The sequence below is a fragment of the Pannonibacter anstelovis genome, from assembly GCF_036881715.1.
Taxonomy (GTDB): domain Bacteria; phylum Pseudomonadota; class Alphaproteobacteria; order Rhizobiales; family Stappiaceae; genus Pannonibacter; species Pannonibacter anstelovis.
Window position 1 is genome coordinate 54,744 of record NZ_JBAKBF010000013.1, and the last position, 22,015, is coordinate 76,758.

A 22,015-nucleotide genomic window follows, 5' to 3' on the forward strand; every position below is an offset into this window, starting at 1 on the left:
TCGGCTAATCCGCACGTCCCTTGCGCGCCTGCACGGCGTCCCACTCCAGCGACATTTCAGGGAGCCTGCCATGCGTCCGGCCATCGGTCTTGATTTCGGCACGTCCAACACGGTCTTGACCGCCTGCACCGCAGCAGGCAATGCCAGCAGCATCACCTTCGGCCGCGAAGCAGATCAGGTGGACAGCCTGCCTTCCGTTCTGTCCTTTCTGGAGCCCCCGCGCGGCGAGCACCCGGACACGAAGGCCGACGTCGGCCAGTGGGCCATCCGCCAGTTCATGGAGCACACCGGCGAGTGCCGTTTTCTGCAGTCGCTGAAGACTTTCGTTGCCAGCAAGCTGTTCAAGGGCACCGGCGTGTTCGGCACCCATTACGAGTTCGAGGACCTGCTGGAGACCTTCCTCCGGCGCGCGGGCGCACACCGTGACGAGGCGCTGGATACGGGCGGCGGACGGCTGGTGATCGGCCGCCCTGTGACCTTCGCAGGCGGCGCCCCCGATGATGCGCTGGCGATGCAGCGCTACCGCTCCGCCCTGTCCCGCTTCGGCTTCGAGGAAGTGCTGTTTGTCTATGAACCCGTAGCCGCAGCCTTTGCCTATGCGCAGCGGCTGGAGGGTGAGGCCACCGTTCTTGTCGCCGACTTCGGCGGCGGCACGACCGACTTTTCGTTGATGCGCTTTGCCCGCAATGCCAGCGGCCTGACCGCCGAGCCGCTGGGCCACGGCGGCCTTGGCATCGCCGGCAACACGCTGGATTACCGCATCGTCGACAAGGTGATCCTGCCGGAGCTGGGCAAAGGCAGCCAGTACCGCAGCATGGGCAAGGTGCTGGAAGTGCCGCCGAACCTCTTCTCCAACTTTGCGCACTGGCACATGCTGTCGGTCTTCAAGGCGTCCGCCGACTACCGCGAGCTGAAGAAGATGCTGAGCTCCTGTCTCGATCAGGACAAGATCGAGCTCTTCATCGAGCTGGTGGATACGGATCAGGGCTATCCGCTCTACAAGGCCGTGTCGGAATGCAAGGCGCGGCTGTCCTTCGATGAGGAAACGGAACTGCGCTTTGCCCCCATCGGCAAGGACTTTGCCGCCACCGTGCGCCGGGCAGACTTCGAGGAGTGGATCGCCCACGACCTCACCCGCATCAGCGACGCGCTGACCGCAACGCTCACCAGCGCCAATCTGGAGGCAAAGGACGTGGACAAGGTGTTCCTGACCGGCGGCACATCCTTCGTGCCAGCCATCCGCCGGCTCTTCGCAGACCGCTTCGGAGCAGAGCGCCTCTCGGGCGGCGAGGAAATGTCCTCCGTCGCCAAGGGCCTCTCCCTCATCGGCGCCCGCGAAGACGCCGCCGCCTGGGCTGTGGCGGCATAAGGCGGATACGGGAGGCTCAGTCCTCCGTATCCTCGCTCATCTCGATATCGGCCATGATGTCGGCGGCAATCGCCTGGATGGCAGCTTCGAGGCTGGCGACGCTTGTGCTGTCCGGCAGGATCAAGTCGGCACTGGCGCGGAAGAGCAGCTCACCCGACATGGAGCCGGGAGAGACGATGGTTTCCAGCGTCTCGATGCTGGCGCCCTGCGCGGCAATCACCTGGGTGATGGCACGCAGGATTCCCGGCTGATCCTGACAGACCAGATCCAGCCGCAGCCGGCGGCCTTCAGCACCATTTCCACCGCCGCCGCTGACCACATTGACGGAGATGCCCTGGGCCGACAGCGCACCAAGGGCTACTTCCAGCTCCGCCGCCCGGTCTTCCGGCACATCGACGCTGACGATGCCTGCAAACTCGCCGCCGAGGCGGGCCATGGAGCTTTCCAGCCAGTTGCCGCCCGATGCAGCGATGACACCGGCCAGCGCATCAACAAGGCCAGGCCGGTCCTTGGCGATGGCAGTCAGAACGATATGGCGGCCCATGGCTATTCTTCCTCTCGACATGTCCGGCAGGCCATCACACAGCCCGCCCCTTCTGCCTGCACCTTAGGCATGCTCGAGGCCGGAGGCAAAGCCTATCGGGCTTCAGCCCCCACATCAAAGTCAGGATCGACGGGAACCTGCAGCGCGGTAACAAGATGGTTGGTCTTGGCGGCAAGGCCGATGACGGACAGAAGCTCGCCATATTGCGCCTCGCTCATGCCCTTGGCGCGGGCAGCGGCAGTGTGCGAGTGGACGCAATAAGAGCAGCCGTTGGCAACGGACACCGCAATGTAGATCATCTCGCGGGTGAGCGGATCGAGGGCACCGGGCGTCGCCATGATGGCCTTCACCTCGGCCCAGGTGCGCTCCAGCGCAGCCGGATCTGCCGCCAGTGCGCGCCAGAAATTGTTGATGAAATCCGTTCCACGCGTCTTGCGGATATCGGCAAAGACGGCCGCCACCTGCGGCCCGGCCTCCGCATCGGAAATCAGTTTCACTGTTGCCATGTGGTTTTGTCCTCCCGTTGGACGGTCAGACTAGACCGCTTTGCGGCGGCAGGGAAACAGCCTCTTACACGACAAAAGGGCGCGGCAGTCCCTTGCCGCGCCCTTTGGTCATCATGCGGTCAGGCTCAGCGCAGGGCGCGGGCCAGCGGCGAAATGCGGGAGATGACCAGAATGTCGAGCGCCAGCACCGCGATCAGCGTCAGGCCGACCAGCGGAAAGAACAGGGACACGGCCAGCATCACCAGCATGGCGCTGCGCCAGTGCGGCAGGTTGGACGGCACCTGCGGCGCGAACAGACGGGCGCCACCACGCGAAGGACGGCGCTTCCACCACAGAACCACCGAGCTGAGGGACAGGAAGATCACCGACAGGCAGATCACCGTGTTCAGCATCAGGTTCCACAGACCGGTGAGGCCCATGTGCAGCGGAATGCCGACAGCCATGGCCTTACCGGCGATCGAATAATCCTCAAAGCCGACGCTGGCGAGAATGCGGCCGGTATAGCGGTCCACATGCACGGTGCGGTCCGAGAATGGATCCTTGGCATCCGAGCTCATGGTGTCCTGATTGATGGTCCAGACGCCGGTTTCGCCCTTCGGATAGGAAATGCGGTAGCGGGCGTTGAAGCCTACGGCCTTGGCCAGCGAGGCAAGGCTGTCGATATCGACGGCAAAACCCGGCGCCACACCGATGACACCGCCAGTGGAACCGGATTCCGGCATCTGGGTCTGTTCCAGCGCCCAGGGCACATTGGCAACGCCGTCATGGTTCAGGGCTTCGGCATGGGTGATATCAGACAAGGGCACGTTGTCCCACTTGGCAGCGGGGAATGTGCTCCAGGCTTGCGTCAGCTTGGTGCCCCAGACACCCGTCCAGGACATGCCAGAGAGCAGGAAGAGCAGCAGGAAGGCGGAAAGATAAAAGCCCACGGTGCCATGCAGCGTCTTCCAGAAGGCGCGGCCCTTCTGGTTGAAGCGCGGCAGCAGAACCGCGCCGAGCCCGCCCTCACGCGGCCACCACATGTAAAGGCCGGTAATGATCAGGATAATGCCGAAACCGGCGGCGATCTCCAGCATCCTGTCGCCGGGCGTGCCCAGCAAAAGGTCGCTGTGAATGTTGTCGGCCATGTCATACCAGCCGGCACGGCGGCCCCAGGTCTCCACCACATCGCCAGTGTAGGGGTTGATGGCCACCATCTCCTGTCCGGCATCGGTGCGGATGCGGAAGACGCCCACCCGGTCTTCAGCCTGCGGGCTGAGCCATTCCACCAGGGTGCCGCCCCCAAGCGCTGCAACGGCCTTGTCCGCCTGTTCGGAGACAGCCATCGCCACCGCGCCCTGCGGCACGCTCACGCGGATGTTCTCGCCATCCCGGCCATCGAAGTAGCCGATGTACATCATCATCATGCCGGTGACGGCCAGAATGCAGAAGAAGGGCACGGCAAACAGGCCCGCATAGAAATGCCAGCGCCAGGCGGCACGGTAGAAAGCTGCGAGAAGAGAAGCATCGGCGGCGCGGTCCGCGTCCTGCGCGGTGCCGGAAACAACATCGGTCATGGTCTGATCCTCATGGCCGGAGACGCGCGCTTCAAGGCGCGCAGCGTCAACCGGCAGGGTGTTCTGAAAATGAAATAAGGGGGATCAGATCAGAACGGGCGGCGCGCGCGCCCCGGCACCGGCATATATGCCCGCCGCATGGCCTGCATTGTCGAATACAGAGAGAAGACGCCCCCCGGACAGAACCTGCATAGGCAGGGCGGGAGAGGCTTCCGGAGTGGCCATTGCCAGAACGGCAGAGAAGGAACACGGCGCAGCCTGCCCCTTGTCCTTGCGCTGGTCTTCCGGACCTGCGGGTTTCTCCTCGCCAGACGCATCCATCGTCATGGTTTGCAGCCCTTCCATCATGGATGGAGAGCAGATGACGATCGTAAACTCGCCGCCACTGGAACGGCCGGGCATGAAACCGGCTGGGATGAGGGCATGAAACAGCACGCCGAACAGTGCAATCCACACCGCCAGCACGCGCGCATCATGGCGCAGATCTGCCCACACGGAAGACAAACGCGTAAAGCCCCCAGCCCGCCCGATGCAGGCATTCCTCCGTTGCTCTCTAGCCGAACACCTTCTTTGGAACAATAGGGGAAACCCGGACCTTGCGAGAGCAGGATGGCTGAACTAGGGTCAATTTTGACAGCGCGCTGCGGCACTTGCGCGCTCTTTAATTTCCAGCGTGTGAGTTATCCGGCGCGGCTCTGGCCCCCGGCAGCAGGAGAGATTGAGGTGAGCGGAAAAGGCAGCGGACTGGGCAATGGCCCTGATGGCTCCGGCCTGCCAGAGGGCAAACGGGAGGCCCAGCCATCCAGACGCCGTGCGGGCGTGTCTGCGCTTGCCAATCAGGCGGGGCCTCTGCCCCGGCAGGCTGCGCCCTCCCCCGCACCTGAGGCTCCCGCTCCCATGCGGTCCACCCGTGGCTCAGCAGCGGCGCCTCAAGGCATGCCGGCAAGCAAGTCTGGCAATTCGAAGGGGCTAAAGTCCCTCGGTTTCCTGTCCCATGGCGGTTCAGCCTCCGGTGAGCCCCCACGCCGGGCGCGGGGGCGAAAGATGCATACGCAGGTGATCACGGCCCCGCCCGCTCCTGACGCAGCCGCCAAGCCCGGCGATCTTTCCATAAGGCCCAAACGCCTGCCTTCCCTGCGCGAAGAAAAGGCGCAGGACAAACTGGATCCATGACTGGCGCTGCCAAATCCCTGCAGCAGGGGCAAACAGCCCGGCGGATAATTATTGGAGCAGGCTGCAGCCAGGGCTGCGATTCTGCGGAATTGGTCACTCTGGCGGGCGCCGCATTGAAGGAGGCAGGCCTTCCGGCGGAAGCTGTTGCCGCCGTCGCCACGCTGGATCTCAAGGCCGGGGAGGCGGCCATCGGCGCGCTTGCGGCGCATTTCGGCGTGCCGCTGCTTGCTTTCGGCGCAGCGCGGCTGGAACAGGAAACGCCGCGTCTGGCTACCCCTTCGGAGCGTGTTTTTGCGGCTGTCGGCTGCCACAGCGTCTGCGAGGGCGCGGCGCTGGCCGCCGCAGGGCCGGGCGGGCATCTGGTGCTTGCCAGACGCAAGTCAGCACGCGCGGCCATCGCTCTGGCTGCGGCCATGGCATTGCCACAAGAATAGGCAAGAGAAGGACTGCAGGTCCCTTTCCAGAAGAACGGGACGCCTTGCGAATGATGGGAACCTCAGACATGTCTGCGACGAAATACGCCCTGATCGCCCTCACCCTCGCCTCTGGCGGCTGCGCCGCAACGACAGGCGAGAAGCGGGCGGAAGGCGCAGATCAGCCTGTTGCGATCACTAGCACCGCCTTCGACCGCCAATGCCCAGCCAATGCCGGCGGCATCGTGATCCGCAACAACACGGCGCAGAAGCAGAGGGTGACCTACGAGCGCTCAGGCAACCGCAAGAAGCCGCTGCGGGTCGCGGTCAGCATCGCGGCTGAGCCGGGCAGCAAATGGATCGGCTGCGAGGGCGACGGCTACAGCTACCGCGTTTTGCGCCACGCACCGCGCAAGTGAGCCGCCACGGCAGGGGAAGCGTCAGTCTTCCCCGCTCCTGCGGAACGCCCAGAACAGCAGGAAGGCAAGGCCTCCGGAGAGGGCAAACCACGTCAGCGCATATTGCAGGTGATTGTTGGGGAAGCTGACGACGGTGAGCCCGCCGATGGGCAGGCTGTCAGCCGCACCCTCCGTCACACCCGCATCGAGGAAGTAAGGCGCTGTCTCGCCAAGCCCGAGGCTTTGCGCCATCGCTGCCGTATCGCGCGAGAACCAGCGCCCGCCTTCAGGATCATTGGAGCGCAGGAAGGCGCCATCCGGCTGGCTGAGGCGCAGAAGGCCAGATACCTCAATCCCGCCCTCAGGGCGCGGCCGGTCTTCCGGGTCCTGCCGGTCCTGCGGCACGAAGCCCCGGTTCACGAACAGCCGCCAGCCGTCCTGCGTCTCGAAGGGTGACATGACCCAGAAGCCGGGTCCGCGCGCCGTAACCGCCATCACCAGCAGGTCGGCTTCCGGCAGGTAATGGCCGCGGGCGGTGATGCGGCGGTATTCGGCGGTGTCGAAGGTGACTTGCGGCCAGTCCGCCGGACCGGGCGCGGCAACGGGCTGCGCCGCAAGACCGGCCTCAACCCGCGCGATAAGCGCATTCTTCCAGCCAAGCCGCTGCACCTGCCAGATGCCAAGGCCTGCCAGAAGCACAACAGCCAGAAGGCCGGGGCCAAGAAGCAGCCATTTGCGGGTTCCGGCAGACATTACGCTTCCTCTGGCTGGAAGTCCGGCCAGAACAGCGCTGGCCGGAGGAAGGGGGCGGAGCCCCCTTTCCAAAAGCAATGCAAATGCGCTTTGCAGGCATCAGTCTCAGATCAGGAGCCGAAGCCCTGCATCTGGGTGTGATCCATCTGCGGCATCATGTTGGTGTTGAGGTTGTACATCACCCACAGGGAGCCAGCGAGCATGATCACCACCACAATGACTGTGAAGATCATCGACAGCATGGTCCAGCCCTCATCCGAACGGCTGTTCATGTGCAGGAAGTAGACCATGTGCACGAGGATCTGCACGACAGCAAAACCGATCACGATAAACGCCGTCACCGCCCGGCTTTCAAAGCCGCCGGTCATGACAATGGCGAAAGGGATCGCCGTCAGGATGACCGAGAGCACGAAGCCGATCAGATAGGACTTGTAGCTGCCATGATCATGGCCCGTGTTGCCCTGGGCATGATCGCCATGGTGGCTGTGGGGTTTGATGGAATGTGCGGACATCAGATCATCCCCAGAAGATAGACGAAGGTGAAGACACCGATCCAGATCACGTCGAGGAAATGCCAGAACATGCTGAGGCACTCCATGCGCCGGGTGTTGGCCGGAATGAGACCCTTGCGATTGATCTGAACCATCAGCGTCACCAGCCAGATGGAGCCGAAGGCGACGTGCAGGCCGTGCGTGCCGACCAGCGCGAAGAAGGCCGACAGGAAGGCAGACCGCTGCGGCCCGGCACCCAGATGGATCAGATGGTGGAACTCGTAGATTTCCAGCGCCAGGAATGCCAGGCCCAGGACCAGCGTTACGGCCAGCCACATCTGCATGCGGGCCTGACGGCCTTCATACATCGCCAGCATGGCAAAGCCGAAGGTGATGGACGAGACGAGCAGGAAGCCCGTGTTGATGGCAATCAGGGTCAGGTCGAACAGAGCCTTGGGGCCGGGACCGGCCGCATAGCTCTGCCCCAGCACGCCGAAGCAGGCGAAAAGGACTGCGAACATCAGGCAGTCGCTCATCAGGTAGATCCAGAAGCCGAGTTTGGTCGACGCGCCTTCCGGATGATGATGCGGCTCGGTTTCCCAGTAGGTTGCGGCAGCGCCTGCCGAATGGGCCGTGGTGCTCATCGGATTCAGGCTCCAATCTTCGCAAGTTCGAGATCACGGGCAGCTTCCACCCGCTCGACCTCATCGACCGGAACATAATAGTCGCGGTCATAGTTGAACGTATGGGCAATCGCCACGGCGATGAGTGCCAGGAAGGACAGGGCAGCAAGCCACCAGATGTACCAGACCAGAGCAAAGCCGCAGAGCGTGGCAAGGCCCGAGAGGATGACACCTGTGCCGGTGTAACGCGGCATGTGGATCGGCAAGTAGGCTGCCTTCGGGCGCGTCTGACCGGCCTGCTTCATGTCATGCCAGGCATCGAGGTCATGCACCACAGGCGTGAAGGCGAAGTTGTAGGCCGGCGGGGGCGAAGAGGTTGCCCATTCCAGCGTACGGCCGTCCCAGGGATCGCCCGACAGGTCCATGTTTTCCTTCCGCTTCCAGATGGAAACACCGATCTGAATGAAGAAAGCGGCGATACCGGCGGCAATCAGCGCAGCGCCCGCGGCAGCAAGGATGAACCAGATCTGCAGGTCCGGATCATCGAACACCCGCATGCGGCGCGTCACACCCATGAGGCCGAGGATGTAGAGCGGCATGAAGGCCAGCCAGAAGCCGACAACCCAGCACCAGAACGACACCTTGCCCCAGAAGACGTTCAGCTTGAAGCCGAAGGCCTTCGGCCACCAGTAGGCGATGGCGGCAAAACAGCCGAACAGCACGCCGCCGATGATGACGTTGTGGAAATGCGCCACCAGGAACAGCGAGTTGTGCAGCACGAAGTCAGCCGGGGGAACGGCCAGCAGAACGCCCGTCATGCCGCCGACGGTGAAGGTCAGCATGAAGGCGACGGTCCACATCATCGGCAGTTCGAAGCGCACCCGGCCCCGGTACATGGTGAAGAGCCAGTTGAAGATCTTCGCACCGGTCGGCACGGAGATGATCATGGTGGTGATGCCGAAGAAGGCGTTCACCGAGGCGCCCGAGCCCATGGTGAAGAAGTGGTGCAGCCAGACGAGGTAGCTGAGGACGGTGATGCAGACCGTGGCATAGACCATGGAGCTGTAACCGAACAGCCGCTTGCCGGAGAAGGTGGACGTGACTTCCGAGAAGACGCCGAACAGCGGCAGGATAAGGATGTACACCTCCGGGTGGCCCCAGATCCAGATGAGGTTGATGTACATCATCGGATTGCCGCCAAGGTCATTGGTGAAGAAGTTCGTGCCGATGTAGCGGTCGAGCGTCAGCAGGATCAGCGTCATCGTCAGCACCGGGAAGGAGGCGACAATGAGCACGTTGGTGCAGAGCGAGGTCCAGGTGAACACGGGCATGCGCATCAGGGTCATGCCGGGGGCGCGCATCTTGATGATGGTCACGAGCAGGTTGATGCCCGAGAGCGTTGTTCCCACACCCGCGACCTGCAGGCCCCAGATGTAATAATCAACACCCACCCATGGACTGTAGCCAATTCCCGACAAGGGCGGGAAGGCCAGCCAGCCGGTCTGCGCGAACTCACCCACGAAGAGCGAGGCCATCACCAGCACGGCGCCGCCCACCGTCATCCAGAACGAGAAGTTGTTCAGGAAGGGGAAGGACACATCACGCGCGCCGATCTGCAGCGGCACCACATAGTTCATCAGACCCGTGACGAACGGCATCGCCACGAAGAAGATCATGATGACGCCATGGGCCGTGAAGATCTGGTCATAGTGGTGGGCGTTGAGATAGCCCTCCGATCCATTGAAGGCGAGCACCTGTTGCAGGCGCATCATGATGGCGTCGGCAAAGCCGCGCACCAGCATGATGATCGCCAGAATGATATACATGATGCCGATCTTCTTGTGATCGACGGTCGTGAACCATTCCTTCCAGAGATAGCCCCAGAGGCGGAAGTAGGTCAGGCCCGCAAGAAGCGCGATGCCGCCCACCGCCACAACGGCGAAGGTTGCCCAGACGATGGGGTCCTGGGGGATTGCACTCCAGTTGAGGCGCCCCAGAAGAAATGTGGTCGAGTGATCTATCGTGGCCATGCCCGGATCCTGTCAGAGCTGGGGCGCAGAGCCGGAGAACGGCAGTGCGTAAGTGATGGAACGGTCGTCGCGCTGACCGAAGAGCGAAGCGGGCTGGGAAAGCCCGTGGCCGCGCAGCGGACCGGAAATGACGGGGCGTGCATCTGCCCAGGCCGGCTTCACCGACAGCATCTGCTGCAGTTCTTCGGTGGAGCAGAAGCCAACCACCTGGAACGGCGCCCAGCCAAGAACCGGCTCACGGGTGCCGCGGCGGTCATACTTGTCATAGATGAGGGAGGACATGTTGACGGTGCCTGCAAGGCCGGTGCCGCCCTGCGCATCCAGTGCCATCATCTCGGCCATGCAGATCTTGCCGTTTTCGACGCACATGTTGACGATGCGCGGGAAAAGCTCCGGATCAACGCTGGCGAAAGTGGCCGGGGCCACGTTCTCGCTGGGGCGCTCAAGTTCGAGATAGGACGGCCGGTCGAGCGTCTTGTCACCTGCGCGTGCAGCCTCAACCCAGGCATCGAAACCTGCTGTATCGCTGGCATGGGCCTTGAAGCGCATGCCGGAGAAACCGGCGCCGGAGTAGTGCGAGGCGAGGCCCTGATAGGTGCCTTCCTCGTTGAAGACGCCATGCAGCGTCGTCTGCATGCCCGGCATCGCATAGATCATGCCGGCCATGGCGGGGATGTAGAAGGCATTCATCACCGATGAGGACGTCAGCGTGAACTGGATCGGCCGGTCCACCGGCGCAGCCAGCTCATTCACAGAAGCCACGCCATACTGCGGGTAGATGAAAAGCCATTTCCAGTCGAGAGCCACCACCTGCACCTGAAGCGACTCCACGTCCGGGCTCACCGGCTGCCCCTTTGCGATCCGGTCCAGCGGGCGGTAGGGATCGAGAAGATGGGTGCCAACCCAGGTGATTGCACCCAGAGAGACGATGATCAGCAGCGGAATGGCCCAGATGACCAGTTCCAGCTTTGTCGAGTGTGACCATTCCGGCTCGTAGGCAGCCTTCCTGTTCGCAGAGCGGAAGTGCCAGGCGAACCAGCAGGTCAGCAGCATCACCGGAATGATGATGATCAGCATCAACAGCGTTGAGATGACAAGCAGGTCGCGCTGTTGCGCTGCAACATCACCGGACGGTGCAAGGACCTCGGCCTTGCATGCGGAGAGCAGCAGAAAGGCGCCACATGCAGCGAGTATTCTGGGAAGGCGAAGCTTCGACATGGTTTACCCTGACAGTTTGCCGCACCCGTCAGCCGCCTCCCCCCGAACGCAAACTGACGCGATTTGATCTTGCGCAAAGCACGTAGAGCGAATTTGTGCAGGCGCACATACGACAATTTGTCACCTGTAAAAAAATTTCGCGCTGCGTCATTGAGCCCTAAATACGTATTTACCGGTGCAGCAACAGGCCGCAGGCTTGCAGCCGCACTCCGTCAGTCCTCATGAAAGTGGCCGGATCCGATGGCGAACACAGCCGATATCTCATCCACGAAGTCTTCCTCGAGCGGCCGGGGCACGCACGAGCATGACGTTTCCCCCTCTGACATCGCGGTCGGCGTCATCATTGGGCGGACGTCTGAGTTCTTTGATTTCTTCGTTTTCGCCATCGCCTCGGTCATCGTGTTTCCGGCACGGATTTTCCCGTTCGTCGATCCGCTGACCGGCACGCTCTGGTCCTTCGCCCTCGTGGCCCTGGCTTTCGTGGCCCGGCCATTGGGCACGGCAATGTTCATGGCACTCGACCGCCGTCATGGCCGCGTCACCAAGCTGACTGTGGCGCTCTTCCTGCTCGGCACATCAACGGTGGCCATGGGCCTTGTGCCGTCCTACGAGACTGCGGGCTGGTGGGCCGTCGGCATGCTGGTGCTGCTGCGCTTCGGCCAGGGCCTTGCCCTTGGCGGCACATGGGACGGCCTGGCGCCGCTGCTTGCCATCACCGCATCAAAGGACAGCCGGGGCTTTTACGCCATGATCCCGCAGCTCGGTGCGGTCGCCGGACTTGCCGTTGCAGCCGTGCTCTTTGCCTATCTGGTGCTGACCCTGTCCTCCGCCGACTTCCTCGACTGGGGCTGGCGCTATCCGTTCTTCGTGGCCTTTGCCATCAACGTGGTGGCGCTCTTTGCCCGTCTGCGCATTGTCGATACGCCGGAGTTCACCGAACTGTTCAAGTCGAACGAGCTGACGCCGACACGCCTTACAGCGACGCTGTCGCAGGATGGGCGCACCATGCTGGTCGGCATTTTCGTGCCGCTTGCCAGCTTTGCCATGTTCCACATGGTCACGGTGTTCCCGCTGTCGTGGATCTTCCTCTATACCGATGAAACCCTTGGCTCGTTCCTGCTGATCGAGGCTGCCGGTGCCGGGCTTGGCATCCTCGCCATGCTGTTCTCCGGCTGGCTGTCTGACCGTATCGGCCGCCAGAAGATCCTCGTCTGGGGTGCCTGGGCCATTGCTGCCTTCGCCCTCAGCGCGCCGCTGCTGCTGAATGGTGGATCGGCCGGTGTCACGGCCTATCTGATGATCGGCTTCCTGATCCTCGGCTTCAATCTGGCCCAGTCCTCCGGCGCCGTGGCATCGCTGTTCGACCAGCGCAACCGCTACACGGGATCGGCCTATGTTTCGGCCCTGTCGTGGATGTTCGGCGCAGGCTTTGCGCCACTCTGCGCGCTGCTGCTCTCCACCTGGTTCGGCCTCTTTGCCGCAGGGCTCTATCTGCTCTCGGGTGCCGTCTGCACGTTGCTGTCGCTGGCTGTGGCCAGGCAGATTGCCCTGCAGCCGCGCGCCGAGTAAGAGCCTGGAGCCACAAAAATGAAAGGCCGCCGGTTCACGCCAAAACCGGTGGCCTTTTGCATCTCCAGCGTATCAGACGCGGGCGATCAGATGGGCGTAGGAGCCCGAAACCGTTCCGCACCGCAGCCCCATCGCAGGCAGATCATCCCCCAGCGCATCACGGGCGGCAAACAGCCGCTCCGCCTCGCCTTCATGGACGATGCTGGCATAGTGGAATTCGTGCCCTGCAAGCGCCGCCCCCTTCTCCACTCCCGCAAAGGGCAGAGCGTCCAGCGCGGCCAGCCGCCGGTAGCCCAGATGCAGCTTGCGCGCGGCAAAGCTGGTGACGAGCGGCAGCAGGCCTAGCATCGCATGCCTGTCACCGCCTGCATCGATCAGGCCCTCGCCCAGCACCATGTAGCCGCCGCATTCGCCGTAAACCGCGGCACCGCGTTCCGCCGCTTGCTGCATCCCGGCCTTGAAGCGGGAGGCTGCCGCAAGCTGACCTGCATGCAGCTCGGGATAGCCGCCTGGCAGATAGACTGCATCGGCCTTAACATCAGGCGCCTCGTCCGCAAGGGGCGAGAAGGGCAGGATTTCAGCCCCCGCCGCCTGCCAGCCCCTTAGAAGATGCGGATAGGCAAAGGCAAAGGCGGTGTCATCAGCCACCGCAACGCGCTGCCCCGGGGGCGTCAGCAGAATGGGCCAGCCGGACGGCACGCCGTCAGCTGCCGCAAACGGACGGGCAAGCGCGGCCAGTGCGGCCAGGTCAACGGAGCGGGAAGCCGCATCCGCTGCTCCTTCAAGAAACTGCGTCAGATCCTCCCGCTCGGAGGCCTGCACCAACCCCAGATGCCGTTCGGCCAGAACCAGCGCCCCGCTGCGCGGAACCTCGCCCAGCACCGGCAGGCCAAGCGGGGCAAGCGCCGCCCGGAGCATGGCGCCATGCCGGGCAGAGCCCACCTTGTTGAGGAGAACACCCGCCACCTCCACATCGGCGCGGTGATCGCGGAATCCACGCACCACGGCTGCCACCGACTGCGCCTGACGGCCGCAGTCGATCACCAGCACCACGGGCACGCCCAGCGCAGCCGCCACATCGGCGGCACTGCTGGAGCCATCGGAAGCGCCATCGAAAAGGCCCATCGCCGCCTCGATCAGCAGCAGATCGGCCCCCTGCCCTGCCTGCGCTGCAAGCTGGCGCAGCACGGGCGGCGGCATGGAGAAGGGATCGAGATTGACGGAAACCGCGCCTGAGGCTGCTTCATGGAACTTCGGATCGATGTAATCCGGCCCGCATTTGGCCCCGCGCACGGCAAGGCCATTGCGCCGCAAGGCAGCGAGCAGGGCAAGGGTCAGCACCGTCTTGCCGGAACCGGAGGACGGCGCAGCCAGCATGAGTGCAGGCGGAAGAAACTCGCTCATGCCCCTGATCCTGCAGCCTGCTGCGGATCGCCGGACAGGCCCAGAGGATCGGACACGAGCACCCGCCCCGCCATGGCGCCGATCCAGTCGAGCCCGTCACGCAGGCGCACCACTTCGCCGACACAGACGATGGCGGGCGGCTCCAGCCCGGCTGCCTCTGCATCCTGCGCGCAGCGGCCCAGCGCGGTGACCAGCACCTTCTGGTCCGGCTGCGACGCATTGCATACGATAGCCACAGGCTCATCCACAGGCCGCCCACAGGTTGTCAGCGCCTGCGAAATCTCCGGAAGATGCTTCATCGCCATATACATGATGATCACCGGCGAGCCTTCGGCGATGCCCTTCCAGTTGATGGCCTCCGGTGCAAGACCTGTCTGGTCGTGCCCGGTCAAGAAAGTGACTGCCTGATTGGTGTCACGGTGCGTGGCCGGGATGCCCGCATAGGCCAGGCCGCCAATGCCGGCGGTGATGCCGGGAATGATGCGGAAGGGCACATGCGCGCCGGCAAGGCCCAGCGCCTCCTCCCCGCCCCGGCCAAAGACGAAGGGATCGCCGCCCTTCAGCCGCAGTACCCGTTTGCCCTCGCGGGCAAGTTCAATCAAACGCAGCGTGATGTCTCGCTGCTTCGGGCTCGGCTTTCCACCGCGCTTGCCGGCATATTCCAGCAAGGTACCGGGCCGGGCAAAATCGAGGATGCTGGTATCGACCAGCGCGTCATAAACCACCGCATCCGCCTGCTGCAGCCCATTGAGAGCGTGAAGCGTGAGGAGCCCCGGATCGCCGGGGCCCGCACCCGCCAGCCACACCCAGCCGGGCTCGAAGACCGGAAGGGCAAGGGGCAGCACAAGGGAGGTGGCAGCACGTGTCATGCCACCGTTCTACCTGCCTTGCCGCCAGTGGCCAAGCCGGATGCTTCCGTCTCCGCCGAATGTCTGATGCAGCGGCCATTGCGGCCCGGATGAACGGGAGCGGGCGTTACAGCAGGGGCATGGCGCGGCCACCCGGCCGGGCACGGCGGGCCTCGGCGCGCAGCCGCCAGACAGCAGCAAGGAACCGGTAGATGCCGACCGTGTAGCGTTTGCCCAGGCGGCGCGGCTCCTGCATCAGGCGGAAAAGCCATTCCAGGCCAGCAGCCTGAAGAAAGCGCGGCGCCCGAACCACTTCTCCGGACAGGAAATCGAACAGTGCTCCAACACCGATACAGATCGTCGGATTAAGCTTGTCCCGGTTCTCGACAATGAAGCGTTCCTGCGTGGGATTTCCCATGCCGACAAGCAGCAGATCCACATTGGCAGCATTGATCCGCGCAATGACCGCGTCCCTGTCTTCGCGCGCGAAATAGCCGTCGTGGTATCCTGCGACGTGATGCTGCGGGTAATGCGCACCAATGAACTGTGCAGCTCCTGCGACCGAACCCGGCTTTGCCCCGAGCAGATAGATCCGCAATGGCAATCCGATGTTCTCCAGAATCGCCGGGACAAGGTCAGTGCCATTCAGATTTGCCGGAAACGCCTTGCCCGTGATGGCCCTTGCGGCAATGTCCACGCCAATGCCATCATTGAACAGCGTCATGTGAGACAAGGTTTCCGCGTATTCGGGACGGTCAAGAGCCAACAGGACTGTATGCGCATTGCAGATGGCGACGTCCATCTTGATCCGCAACAAGTGGGATGTACGCAGCATATCGATGGCCTGCGCACGCGATAACCTGTTGATACCAAGCGGACCAATTTGCGCGACCCCAGCCCCCAAAGGCATCCCCAAGGTCAATTCAGGCATCAACATCCCCAGCGCCCCATTTCAACGTTCTTTTGACTGAGGGAAGTTGGTCAAAACAGATCAACAACGCCTTAACTCCCAAGAGAAAGGCATTCTATAGCTTATACATCCTCAACACCACACCAAGAATTCTTACATTCTTGTCATGATTTCATTTACCATGACAAATGCAGTCCCTTGCAAACGCTGGGGTAGCCTGAAGCTGGGATAGCACCTCATTTTCCAAATGTTAATCATATCTCTTCATCTTTCCTAACATTACGCCTCGGGCATGCCCGCAGTCCCGCTCAGCTCAAGAGGTTTGCCGCCATCGCCTCGCCAACGGTTTTCAGTCATGGTTGAAGTTTCTGATATTCCGGCCATTCTCGCGCGCCGCCTGCGGTGGATCATTCTTGTTCCGGCGCTCCTGACCGGACTCGCAGTCCTCTTCGCCCTGACACGCGCTCCTGCCTACACGGCAGCAGCCGAACTCCTTGTGGAACCGCCGAGCCTGCAGATCCTTGGGCGGGAATTCTCCGGCCGGGAAGGCGCATCGCCTCTCGAAGGCTTCGATGTGGACAGCCAGGCCTTCGTGCTGATGTCTACCCCGGTTCTGGACCGGGTGGTGACTTCGCTCGAACTGGAAAATGATCCAGCCTTCTCCGGCAAGGGGTTGCGGCAGACCTTGCTGCCTTTCCTGTTTTCAGCGCCCGATCCTGCAGGCAGGCGGATGGCGGTGATCGAGGCGCTGCGCCAGCGGCTGCAGGTGCAGCGGATTGAAAAGACCTTCATCTTCCAGATTGCCGCGACACATCCCAACAGGGACCGGGCCGCCGACATCGCAAATGCCACCGCTGCCGCCTATCTGGAAGAGGCCGCCAAGGCCCGTTCGGAAGGCTTCCAGCGCACCAGCCAGTCGCTGAAGGTGCAAGCAGACCAGCTTCAGGAACAGGTGCAGCAGGCGGAGGCTGCGGTGGAGAAATACCGTGCCGACAATGGCCTGATCTCCACCACGCAGGGCGGCCTTGTGGTGAACCAGCAGCTGCAGGATCTCAACACCCAGCTGACCCAGGCGCGGGTGGACCTGGAGAAGGCCAAGAACACCTTTGAACTGATCCGCCGCCTGAGCCCCTCCGACATCGAGGCCGGAGCAATCCCGGTAGATGTGGCCAACACGGTGCTGAGTTCTCTGCGAGTGCAATATGCAAGCCTCGCCGAGCAGGAGGCCCGTGCCTCGACCACCTTGGGCGCCAATCATCCGCAGATGCGCGAGATTGCCGCTCAGATGCAGAACACCCGCCGCCAGATCTCGGATGAGCTGTCCCGCGTTCAGCGCAACATCCGCAGTGACTTCGAGCGGGCACAGGCCAATCTCAACGGGCTTGAGGCCCGGATCGACCAGCTGAAATCTGCCAACTCGACCCAGAGTCAGGCCCAGATCGAATTGCGGCAGCTTGAGGCAGAGGCCGATACCCGCAGGGGCGTCTATCAGCTCTTCATGAAGCGCGCCCAGGAACTGGCCGAACAGCAGAATGTGACCGCCACCAATTCCCGCATCCTCTCCGCCGCCCAGCCGCCACTTTCGGCCAACGGGCCATCATCGATGATCATCATCGCTGCTGCAGCCATCTTTGGGCTTGCGGCTGCCGCAGGTGGAGCTGTTGCTGCCGAGATTGTCAGCGGACGGCTCAACTCAGAGCGCGATCTCGTGGACTGGACCGGCGCTCCCGTGCTGACAAACCTCCCGGTTCTGGCTGCCGCCCCCGCCCGCAAGCTTCTGGGCCGGAAAGGTGGCAGCACGCCACCCGCCTTGCGCAACGGGGCGCAAATGGGCATGACCCGTGTCGCCTATGCCCTGCGCTATGCCCTGTCGGAAGAGCTTCCTGCCAATATTCTGATCCTGCGCACCTCTGACATGCTGGATACCCGGCCCGTCGCCCGGGGTATCGCCGAGGCGCTGCACGAGATGAACGAAGACGTGCTGCTGGCTCAGGCCTTGCCTCAGTCAGATCAGGGCACTCCGGAAGACCGTCCCAAGGCACGCAGCGGTGACCTGGCCAGGACAACCGGTGATGCACCGGAGCGCAATGCCGCCCTGTCACGCTATCTCAGCGTTGAGCGGGTGAATGAACGGCGCAAATACGCCGGACCGGCATCGCTGACAGATGAAGGCCAGGATTTCCTGCTGATCGACTGCGGCCCGTCCGAGAGCAACCCTATCCTGCCGGTGCTTCTCAAGAACTGCGATGCCATCGTGCTGGTCAGTCAGCTCGGTGCCACGCGGATGGCGGACCTCGACCGGGTACTCGCCTATATCCAACCCTGGCAGGACCGGGTGATCGGCAATGTCGTCCTTGAAGCGGCCTGACGGGACAGCCAACGCCCGTTTCCGCCTGCCCCCGGCAGGCGGCACAAGGCTGCTGCCCGCACCACCGCAGGAGCGCAGCCCTGCCTGGCTCCTGGCCGTTTATGCGGTCATCTTCGGCACGCTGATCTTCAACCTCGGCCTTGCCTTCATCAACACGAGGGTCATGGGCATCTCTCAGAACCATGTGGTGCTGAGCGAGCTGCTGCTGACCGCCTGCGCCCTGCTGCTGGCCATGACGCGCAGAGCGAACCTCTACGTGGTCATCGGCCTCTATCTGGCCTACATGCTGATGATCATGGCCCTGCGCGGGGTCATTGATCCCAAATCGGTGCGCGACGCACTGGTACCGGTGATCTTCTATTTTATGGGCCGCCAGATCCACGACATCCGGCAGGTGGACCGGCTGGTGCTCTGGTCGGCCTTGCTCGTCATCGCGGTTGGACTGATCGAGTATTTCTTCCTCGACCTGTTTCTACAGAACATCAACATCTTCGATTATTACGTCGCCCGCGGCACGATCACCGCAGACAGTAACTTCCTCGGCGAGGACAGCCCGCTGTTCCACAGCGGTGTCCGGCTCGGCGGACGAAATTTCTTTGCCTTTCTTGGGAGCCACCGTGTTTCATCGGTGTTTCTGGAGCCAGTGTCCATGGGCAATTTCGGCGCCTTTCTCGTCATGTGGGCAGTGTTCCGGCAGGACATGCAGGGCCGTCTGCTGCTGTTTGCCCTGGCCTTTGCGGTCATCATCCTCGGCGATGCCCGCTTCGGCATGTTCGTGTCGCTGAGCTTCTTCCTCATCGCACCGCTCAACCGCATCACCCCGCGCGCCGTGCTGGTGGCAGCGCCCATCCTGATCGTGCTGCTGCTGATCATCTACGCCGCCGCCAGCAACAGGCTCGGCTGGGACGATACGCTGACAGGCCGGTGGCTCTATTCAGGCCAATTGCTGATGAAGCTTGACTGGAAGGGCATTCTCGGCATTTCGAACATGCAGACGTACCTGTCCGACAGCGGCTATGCCTTTGCCCTGTTCCAGACAGGGGCCATAGGCCTTCTCGGCCTCTGGGTGCTCTATATCTATGCCCCGGCGGCATCGGATGCCGGCTGGCGCTTCAAGGTGCTGATAGCCGTCTATATCTGCCTGCTGATGATCGTGTCCTACTCGCTCTCGACCATCAAGACCGGCGGCCTGCTCTGGCTTTGTGCCGGGGCGGCAGACGCCTGGAACGGGCGCCATCCTGCCGGAGCCAGCCGCCTCGTCCTGCCTTCCCTGTTCCGCCGCCGCAGGCCGGAGCGGCCAGCCGTGACAGGCCGCTGGAAACTGCCGCCTGGCTTCGAGAAAGGCCGCAGGGCCTGACAATCCATCAGGGACGTTTCAGGCCAGCCTCAAGGCATCCGCATAGAGACGCTCATAGGCCCCAGCCGTTCCGGCCCAGCCGTGCTGTGCCGCAGAGGCAATGGCCGCCTGCCGAAGGGCAGAAGGATCTGCCGCCAGCGCTGCCCATGCCTCTTCCACCGCATGCGCCGCCTTGTCTGCATCGGCAAAGGCGGCAAGCCGGACCATCGGATGCTTGCGGGCGAGTGAGACGAAGGCCGTGTTTGGCTCCACCACTGGCAGAAGGCCGGCACTGAGCCCCTCGATCATGGCAACACCAAACCCCTCGTAATTCGAGGCGCTGACGAACAGGCTGCAGCTGCCCATCACTTCGCGTATGCGCGCGTTGGACGGATTGCAGTGCAGCGACACCGCTGCTTCGAGCCCGCGTCCGGCAATCATTCGGCGCACATCCGCCTCGCTCCAGTCCGAGCCGCTGCCGGCAATATGCAAATGCCAGCCGCTGTCGCGTGCAGCCAGCACCTTCACCATGTCCAGCAGCGCATCAAGACGCTTGTTGTGGGAGAAGCGGCCAATCGTCATCAGCCCCTTCACAGGGACAGGCGAGGCAGCACTGCCGAATTTTTCCAGATCCGCCGCATTCTCGATCAGCCGGACGCGGGACGGCGCAATGCGGGCAAAGGTGGCCAGATCGCTTTCGCTGCAGCAGGCAATGCCCCGGTAGCGGCTGGCGGAAAGCCGGGTGATGGTGTTGAACCAGAGCGTCTTCAGCCGCTTGTGATCCGCCGTATGGAAGAACCCGCCATGGGTGGTCGCCACCATTGGCGTGCGGCGGAAAGGTGATGTCCAGGCGAGGCTGTCGAAGAAGAAATCGACCGCATGCACGTGGATGAGATCGGCTTCGCCAAGCTCAGCGAAAACAGACGGCGCCAGCGGATAGCGTGGCGATCCCCGGAATGGAATGCGCCGCACCTCGAAGCCGTCGATGGTTTCCTGCCTCGGAAGCAAACGGTCCGGCTCTATGAACAGGCGGTTCAGCGTCACCACCTTGACCTTGCTGAAACGCCCTGTCTGACGGCCCGCCAGATTGCGCACCACATCCTCCAGACCCCCGATCATCGGGTAGAACTGGCGCACCACGTGGACAATCGTCTTGTCTGCGAAGGGAGAAACAGGCTCGGGAAGCGGTGCCGTCATGAAGAGGGTCCTGAGGTTGGGCTCGTGTGCACGGCAGGCTCGCCCCAACCGCTGCGCAGCGCCCGGAAAACACCATGGGCACCGCTGAGCGCCTGGGGCACGGCATGAGCGGAGAACTCGCCATTCTGCCGGGGCCAGAGCCAGCGCGCCTGCGCATGCTGCGGAAAGAGGCAACCCGGCTCGGTGGTCACGGCCCCATGAAATCCAAGCCTGCGGAGGATTTCCGCTTCCCGCGTGCCGCTGATCGAAGGCGCACCATAGGGATAGGCAAACCAGCGGATCTCACGGTCCAGCAGGGCTTCGAGATACGTCTTGTTGGCGGCAATATCCGCCTCGGCGTCCGTCTCTGACAGCAGCGCCAGCGCGCGATGGGTGGTGGTATGAGCCCCAATCTCGACAAGCGGATGCCGGTCGATGGCCTTCATCTCTGCCGGTCCCATGGCCAGCCGGTCAACGAGGCCCGGCATGTCAAGCCCGTGGGCCGCAAAGACATCCGGCAGCAGGGAGGCTCTGGCGAAATCAGCCCAGACCCAGGCCGTCATATGCTCCAGCGCCGCCAGTTTTTCGGCCTGGGTGCGGCTTTGAATGATCTCACCCATGGGTTCGATGGCGAGCCTGTCGTGGCGCAGCGCCAGTTCACGCAGGCCCAGCCACCAGGCATTGATGGACCGGCTGAGCATGTCCGTCGGCACGAAGATGGTGGCAGGCGCCCCATGGCGCTCCATCACCGGCAAGGCAAGCTCCACATTGGAGCGGTAGCCATCATCAAAGGTCAGTGCGGCGAAGGGGCGCGTATCGCCAGCCTCGAGCCGCCTCTGCGCCTCGTCCAGCGTGACGAACTCACGGCCCTGAAGCTTCAACCCCGCGAGAATGGCATCAAAATCGTCGATCCGGCAGCCCTGCCCCAGGGTCTGCGCGCTGCCGCGAACGAATTCATGGAACATCAGCACCACGCCGCTGCCGCCATAGCGCCGGCCCACGGCCGTATCCAGACCAAGGCCATGGAGAAACCGCGCGGTTCCCGAGAGAACCGACGCCCTGATCCTTGCTTTCAGGGGAATGCCGGGCACGACTGGTGTCATGAGGGCCTGTTTCCGTTTCCGATCTGCCGCTGCCAGCTGCTGCCGTCATATGGAATCAGAATGGCATGGTTCTTTTAACAAGGGCTTGATCACGCCCGCATTTGCCGCAACGGCATATCTGGCCATTGCCGGCTGCCCATTCTCGTCTGCCATGCGCTTGACCTTACGTTTCCTCAAGACTCCTCATCTATCAAGAGGGCCAACAGCAACGACGACGAGCCCAGACT

At 63.0% G+C, this 22,015-nt stretch carries 20 protein-coding genes; 6 read left to right on the top strand and 14 right to left on the bottom strand.

Annotated elements, in window-relative coordinates; translation table 11 throughout:
- Positions 1–70 precede the first annotated feature (70 nt).
- Positions 71–1,369 (top strand): Hsp70 family protein, encoded by a 1,299-nt coding sequence (locus V6L75_RS17840; protein WP_334252830.1) that lies wholly within the window; start codon positions 71–73, stop codon positions 1,367–1,369.
- A 16-nt stretch (positions 1,370–1,385) separates the two neighbouring features.
- On the opposite strand, the gene V6L75_RS17845 is transcribed toward V6L75_RS17840, so the two are convergent.
- The 4 genes from V6L75_RS17845 to V6L75_RS17860 form a co-directional block, all read right to left on the bottom strand.
- Positions 1,386–1,913, bottom strand: a complete 528-nt coding sequence (locus V6L75_RS17845; RefSeq protein WP_334252831.1) for a glycine cleavage system transcriptional repressor — start codon at positions 1,911–1,913, stop codon at positions 1,386–1,388.
- 92 nt (positions 1,914–2,005) lie between these two features.
- A complete protein-coding gene (locus tag V6L75_RS17850) occupies positions 2,006–2,419 on the bottom strand; it encodes a carboxymuconolactone decarboxylase family protein (protein ID WP_334252832.1) in 414 nt (137 codons plus the stop codon).
- A gap of 125 nt (positions 2,420–2,544) precedes the next feature.
- Positions 2,545–3,975 (bottom strand): PepSY-associated TM helix domain-containing protein, encoded by a 1,431-nt coding sequence (locus V6L75_RS17855; protein ID WP_334252833.1) that lies wholly within the window; start codon positions 3,973–3,975, stop codon positions 2,545–2,547.
- An 84-nt stretch (positions 3,976–4,059) separates the two neighbouring features.
- The gene (locus tag V6L75_RS17860; protein WP_334252903.1) at positions 4,060–4,470 is read right to left on the bottom strand and encodes a DUF2946 family protein; all 411 of its coding nucleotides are present in this window, start codon (positions 4,468–4,470) and stop codon (positions 4,060–4,062) included.
- Positions 4,471–5,144: 674 nt separating this feature from the next.
- Between V6L75_RS17860 and V6L75_RS17865 the strand changes: the two genes are divergently transcribed.
- Both V6L75_RS17865 and V6L75_RS17870 read left to right on the top strand, forming a co-directional pair.
- Entirely contained in the window at positions 5,145–5,582 is a 438-nt protein-coding gene (locus V6L75_RS17865) for a cobalamin biosynthesis protein (RefSeq protein ID WP_334252834.1), read from the top strand.
- 68 nt (positions 5,583–5,650) lie between these two features.
- Positions 5,651–5,980, top strand: a complete 330-nt coding sequence (locus V6L75_RS17870; protein WP_334252835.1) for a hypothetical protein — start codon at positions 5,651–5,653, stop codon at positions 5,978–5,980.
- Between the two features lie 21 nt (positions 5,981–6,001).
- Here V6L75_RS17870 and V6L75_RS17875 read toward each other — a convergent pair whose 3' ends face one another.
- The 5 genes from V6L75_RS17875 to cyoA form a co-directional block, all read right to left on the bottom strand.
- Positions 6,002–6,712 carry an SURF1 family protein gene (locus V6L75_RS17875; protein WP_334252836.1) on the bottom strand — a complete coding sequence of 237 codons (711 nt, stop codon included), beginning with the start codon at positions 6,710–6,712 and terminating at the stop codon, positions 6,002–6,004.
- 110 nt (positions 6,713–6,822) lie between these two features.
- Positions 6,823–7,224, bottom strand: a complete 402-nt coding sequence (gene cyoD / locus V6L75_RS17880) for a cytochrome o ubiquinol oxidase subunit IV (RefSeq protein WP_334252837.1) — start codon at positions 7,222–7,224, stop codon at positions 6,823–6,825.
- Positions 7,224–7,847, bottom strand: a complete 624-nt coding sequence (cyoC, locus tag V6L75_RS17885) for a cytochrome o ubiquinol oxidase subunit III (protein WP_334252838.1) — start codon at positions 7,845–7,847, stop codon at positions 7,224–7,226. Before cyoC ends, cyoD begins: the two co-directional genes overlap by 1 nt.
- A gap of 5 nt (positions 7,848–7,852) precedes the next feature.
- Positions 7,853–9,856: a cytochrome o ubiquinol oxidase subunit I gene (cyoB, locus tag V6L75_RS17890; RefSeq protein WP_334252839.1), complete on the bottom strand. Its 2,004-nt coding sequence runs from the start codon at positions 9,854–9,856 to the stop codon at positions 7,853–7,855.
- Positions 9,857–9,868: 12 nt separating this feature from the next.
- The gene (gene cyoA, locus V6L75_RS17895) at positions 9,869–11,074 is read right to left on the bottom strand and encodes a ubiquinol oxidase subunit II (RefSeq protein WP_334252840.1); all 1,206 of its coding nucleotides are present in this window, start codon (positions 11,072–11,074) and stop codon (positions 9,869–9,871) included.
- Positions 11,075–11,314: 240 nt separating this feature from the next.
- Here cyoA and V6L75_RS17900 point away from each other — a divergent pair, with 240 nt between their 5' ends.
- Positions 11,315–12,643 carry an MFS transporter gene (locus V6L75_RS17900; protein ID WP_334252841.1) on the top strand — a complete coding sequence of 443 codons (1,329 nt, stop codon included), beginning with the start codon at positions 11,315–11,317 and terminating at the stop codon, positions 12,641–12,643.
- Positions 12,644–12,715: 72 nt separating this feature from the next.
- Here V6L75_RS17900 and V6L75_RS17905 read toward each other — a convergent pair whose 3' ends face one another.
- The 3 genes from V6L75_RS17905 to V6L75_RS17915 form a co-directional block, all read right to left on the bottom strand.
- Positions 12,716–14,047 carry a cobyrinic acid a,c-diamide synthase CobB gene (locus V6L75_RS17905; protein WP_334252842.1) on the bottom strand — a complete coding sequence of 444 codons (1,332 nt, stop codon included), beginning with the start codon at positions 14,045–14,047 and terminating at the stop codon, positions 12,716–12,718.
- The gene (gene cobA, locus V6L75_RS17910) at positions 14,044–14,916 is read right to left on the bottom strand and encodes a uroporphyrinogen-III C-methyltransferase (RefSeq protein WP_334252843.1); all 873 of its coding nucleotides are present in this window, start codon (positions 14,914–14,916) and stop codon (positions 14,044–14,046) included. The genes V6L75_RS17905 and cobA overlap by 4 nt, the downstream gene beginning before the upstream one ends.
- Before the next feature lie 106 nt (positions 14,917–15,022).
- Complete coding sequence (locus V6L75_RS17915) at positions 15,023–15,730, bottom strand: WecB/TagA/CpsF family glycosyltransferase (RefSeq protein WP_334252844.1); 708 nt, start codon at positions 15,728–15,730, stop codon at positions 15,023–15,025.
- 430 nt (positions 15,731–16,160) lie between these two features.
- Here V6L75_RS17915 and V6L75_RS17920 point away from each other — a divergent pair, with 430 nt between their 5' ends.
- Together V6L75_RS17920 and V6L75_RS17925 are read left to right on the top strand one after the other, a co-directional pair.
- Positions 16,161–18,173, top strand: a complete 2,013-nt coding sequence (locus V6L75_RS17920; RefSeq protein ID WP_334252845.1) for a GumC family protein — start codon at positions 16,161–16,163, stop codon at positions 18,171–18,173.
- Entirely contained in the window at positions 18,151–19,530 is a 1,380-nt protein-coding gene (locus V6L75_RS17925) for a UDP-phosphate alpha N-acetylglucosaminyltransferase (RefSeq protein ID WP_334252846.1), read from the top strand. Before V6L75_RS17920 ends, V6L75_RS17925 begins: the two co-directional genes overlap by 23 nt.
- A gap of 18 nt (positions 19,531–19,548) precedes the next feature.
- Here V6L75_RS17925 and V6L75_RS17930 read toward each other — a convergent pair whose 3' ends face one another.
- Positions 19,549–20,706 (bottom strand): glycosyltransferase family 4 protein, encoded by a 1,158-nt coding sequence (locus tag V6L75_RS17930; protein WP_334252847.1) that lies wholly within the window; start codon positions 20,704–20,706, stop codon positions 19,549–19,551.
- A complete protein-coding gene (locus tag V6L75_RS17935; RefSeq protein ID WP_334252848.1) occupies positions 20,703–21,788 on the bottom strand; it encodes a polysaccharide deacetylase family protein in 1,086 nt (361 codons plus the stop codon). Before V6L75_RS17935 ends, V6L75_RS17930 begins: the two co-directional genes overlap by 4 nt.
- Positions 21,789–22,015: the final 227 nt, after the last annotated feature.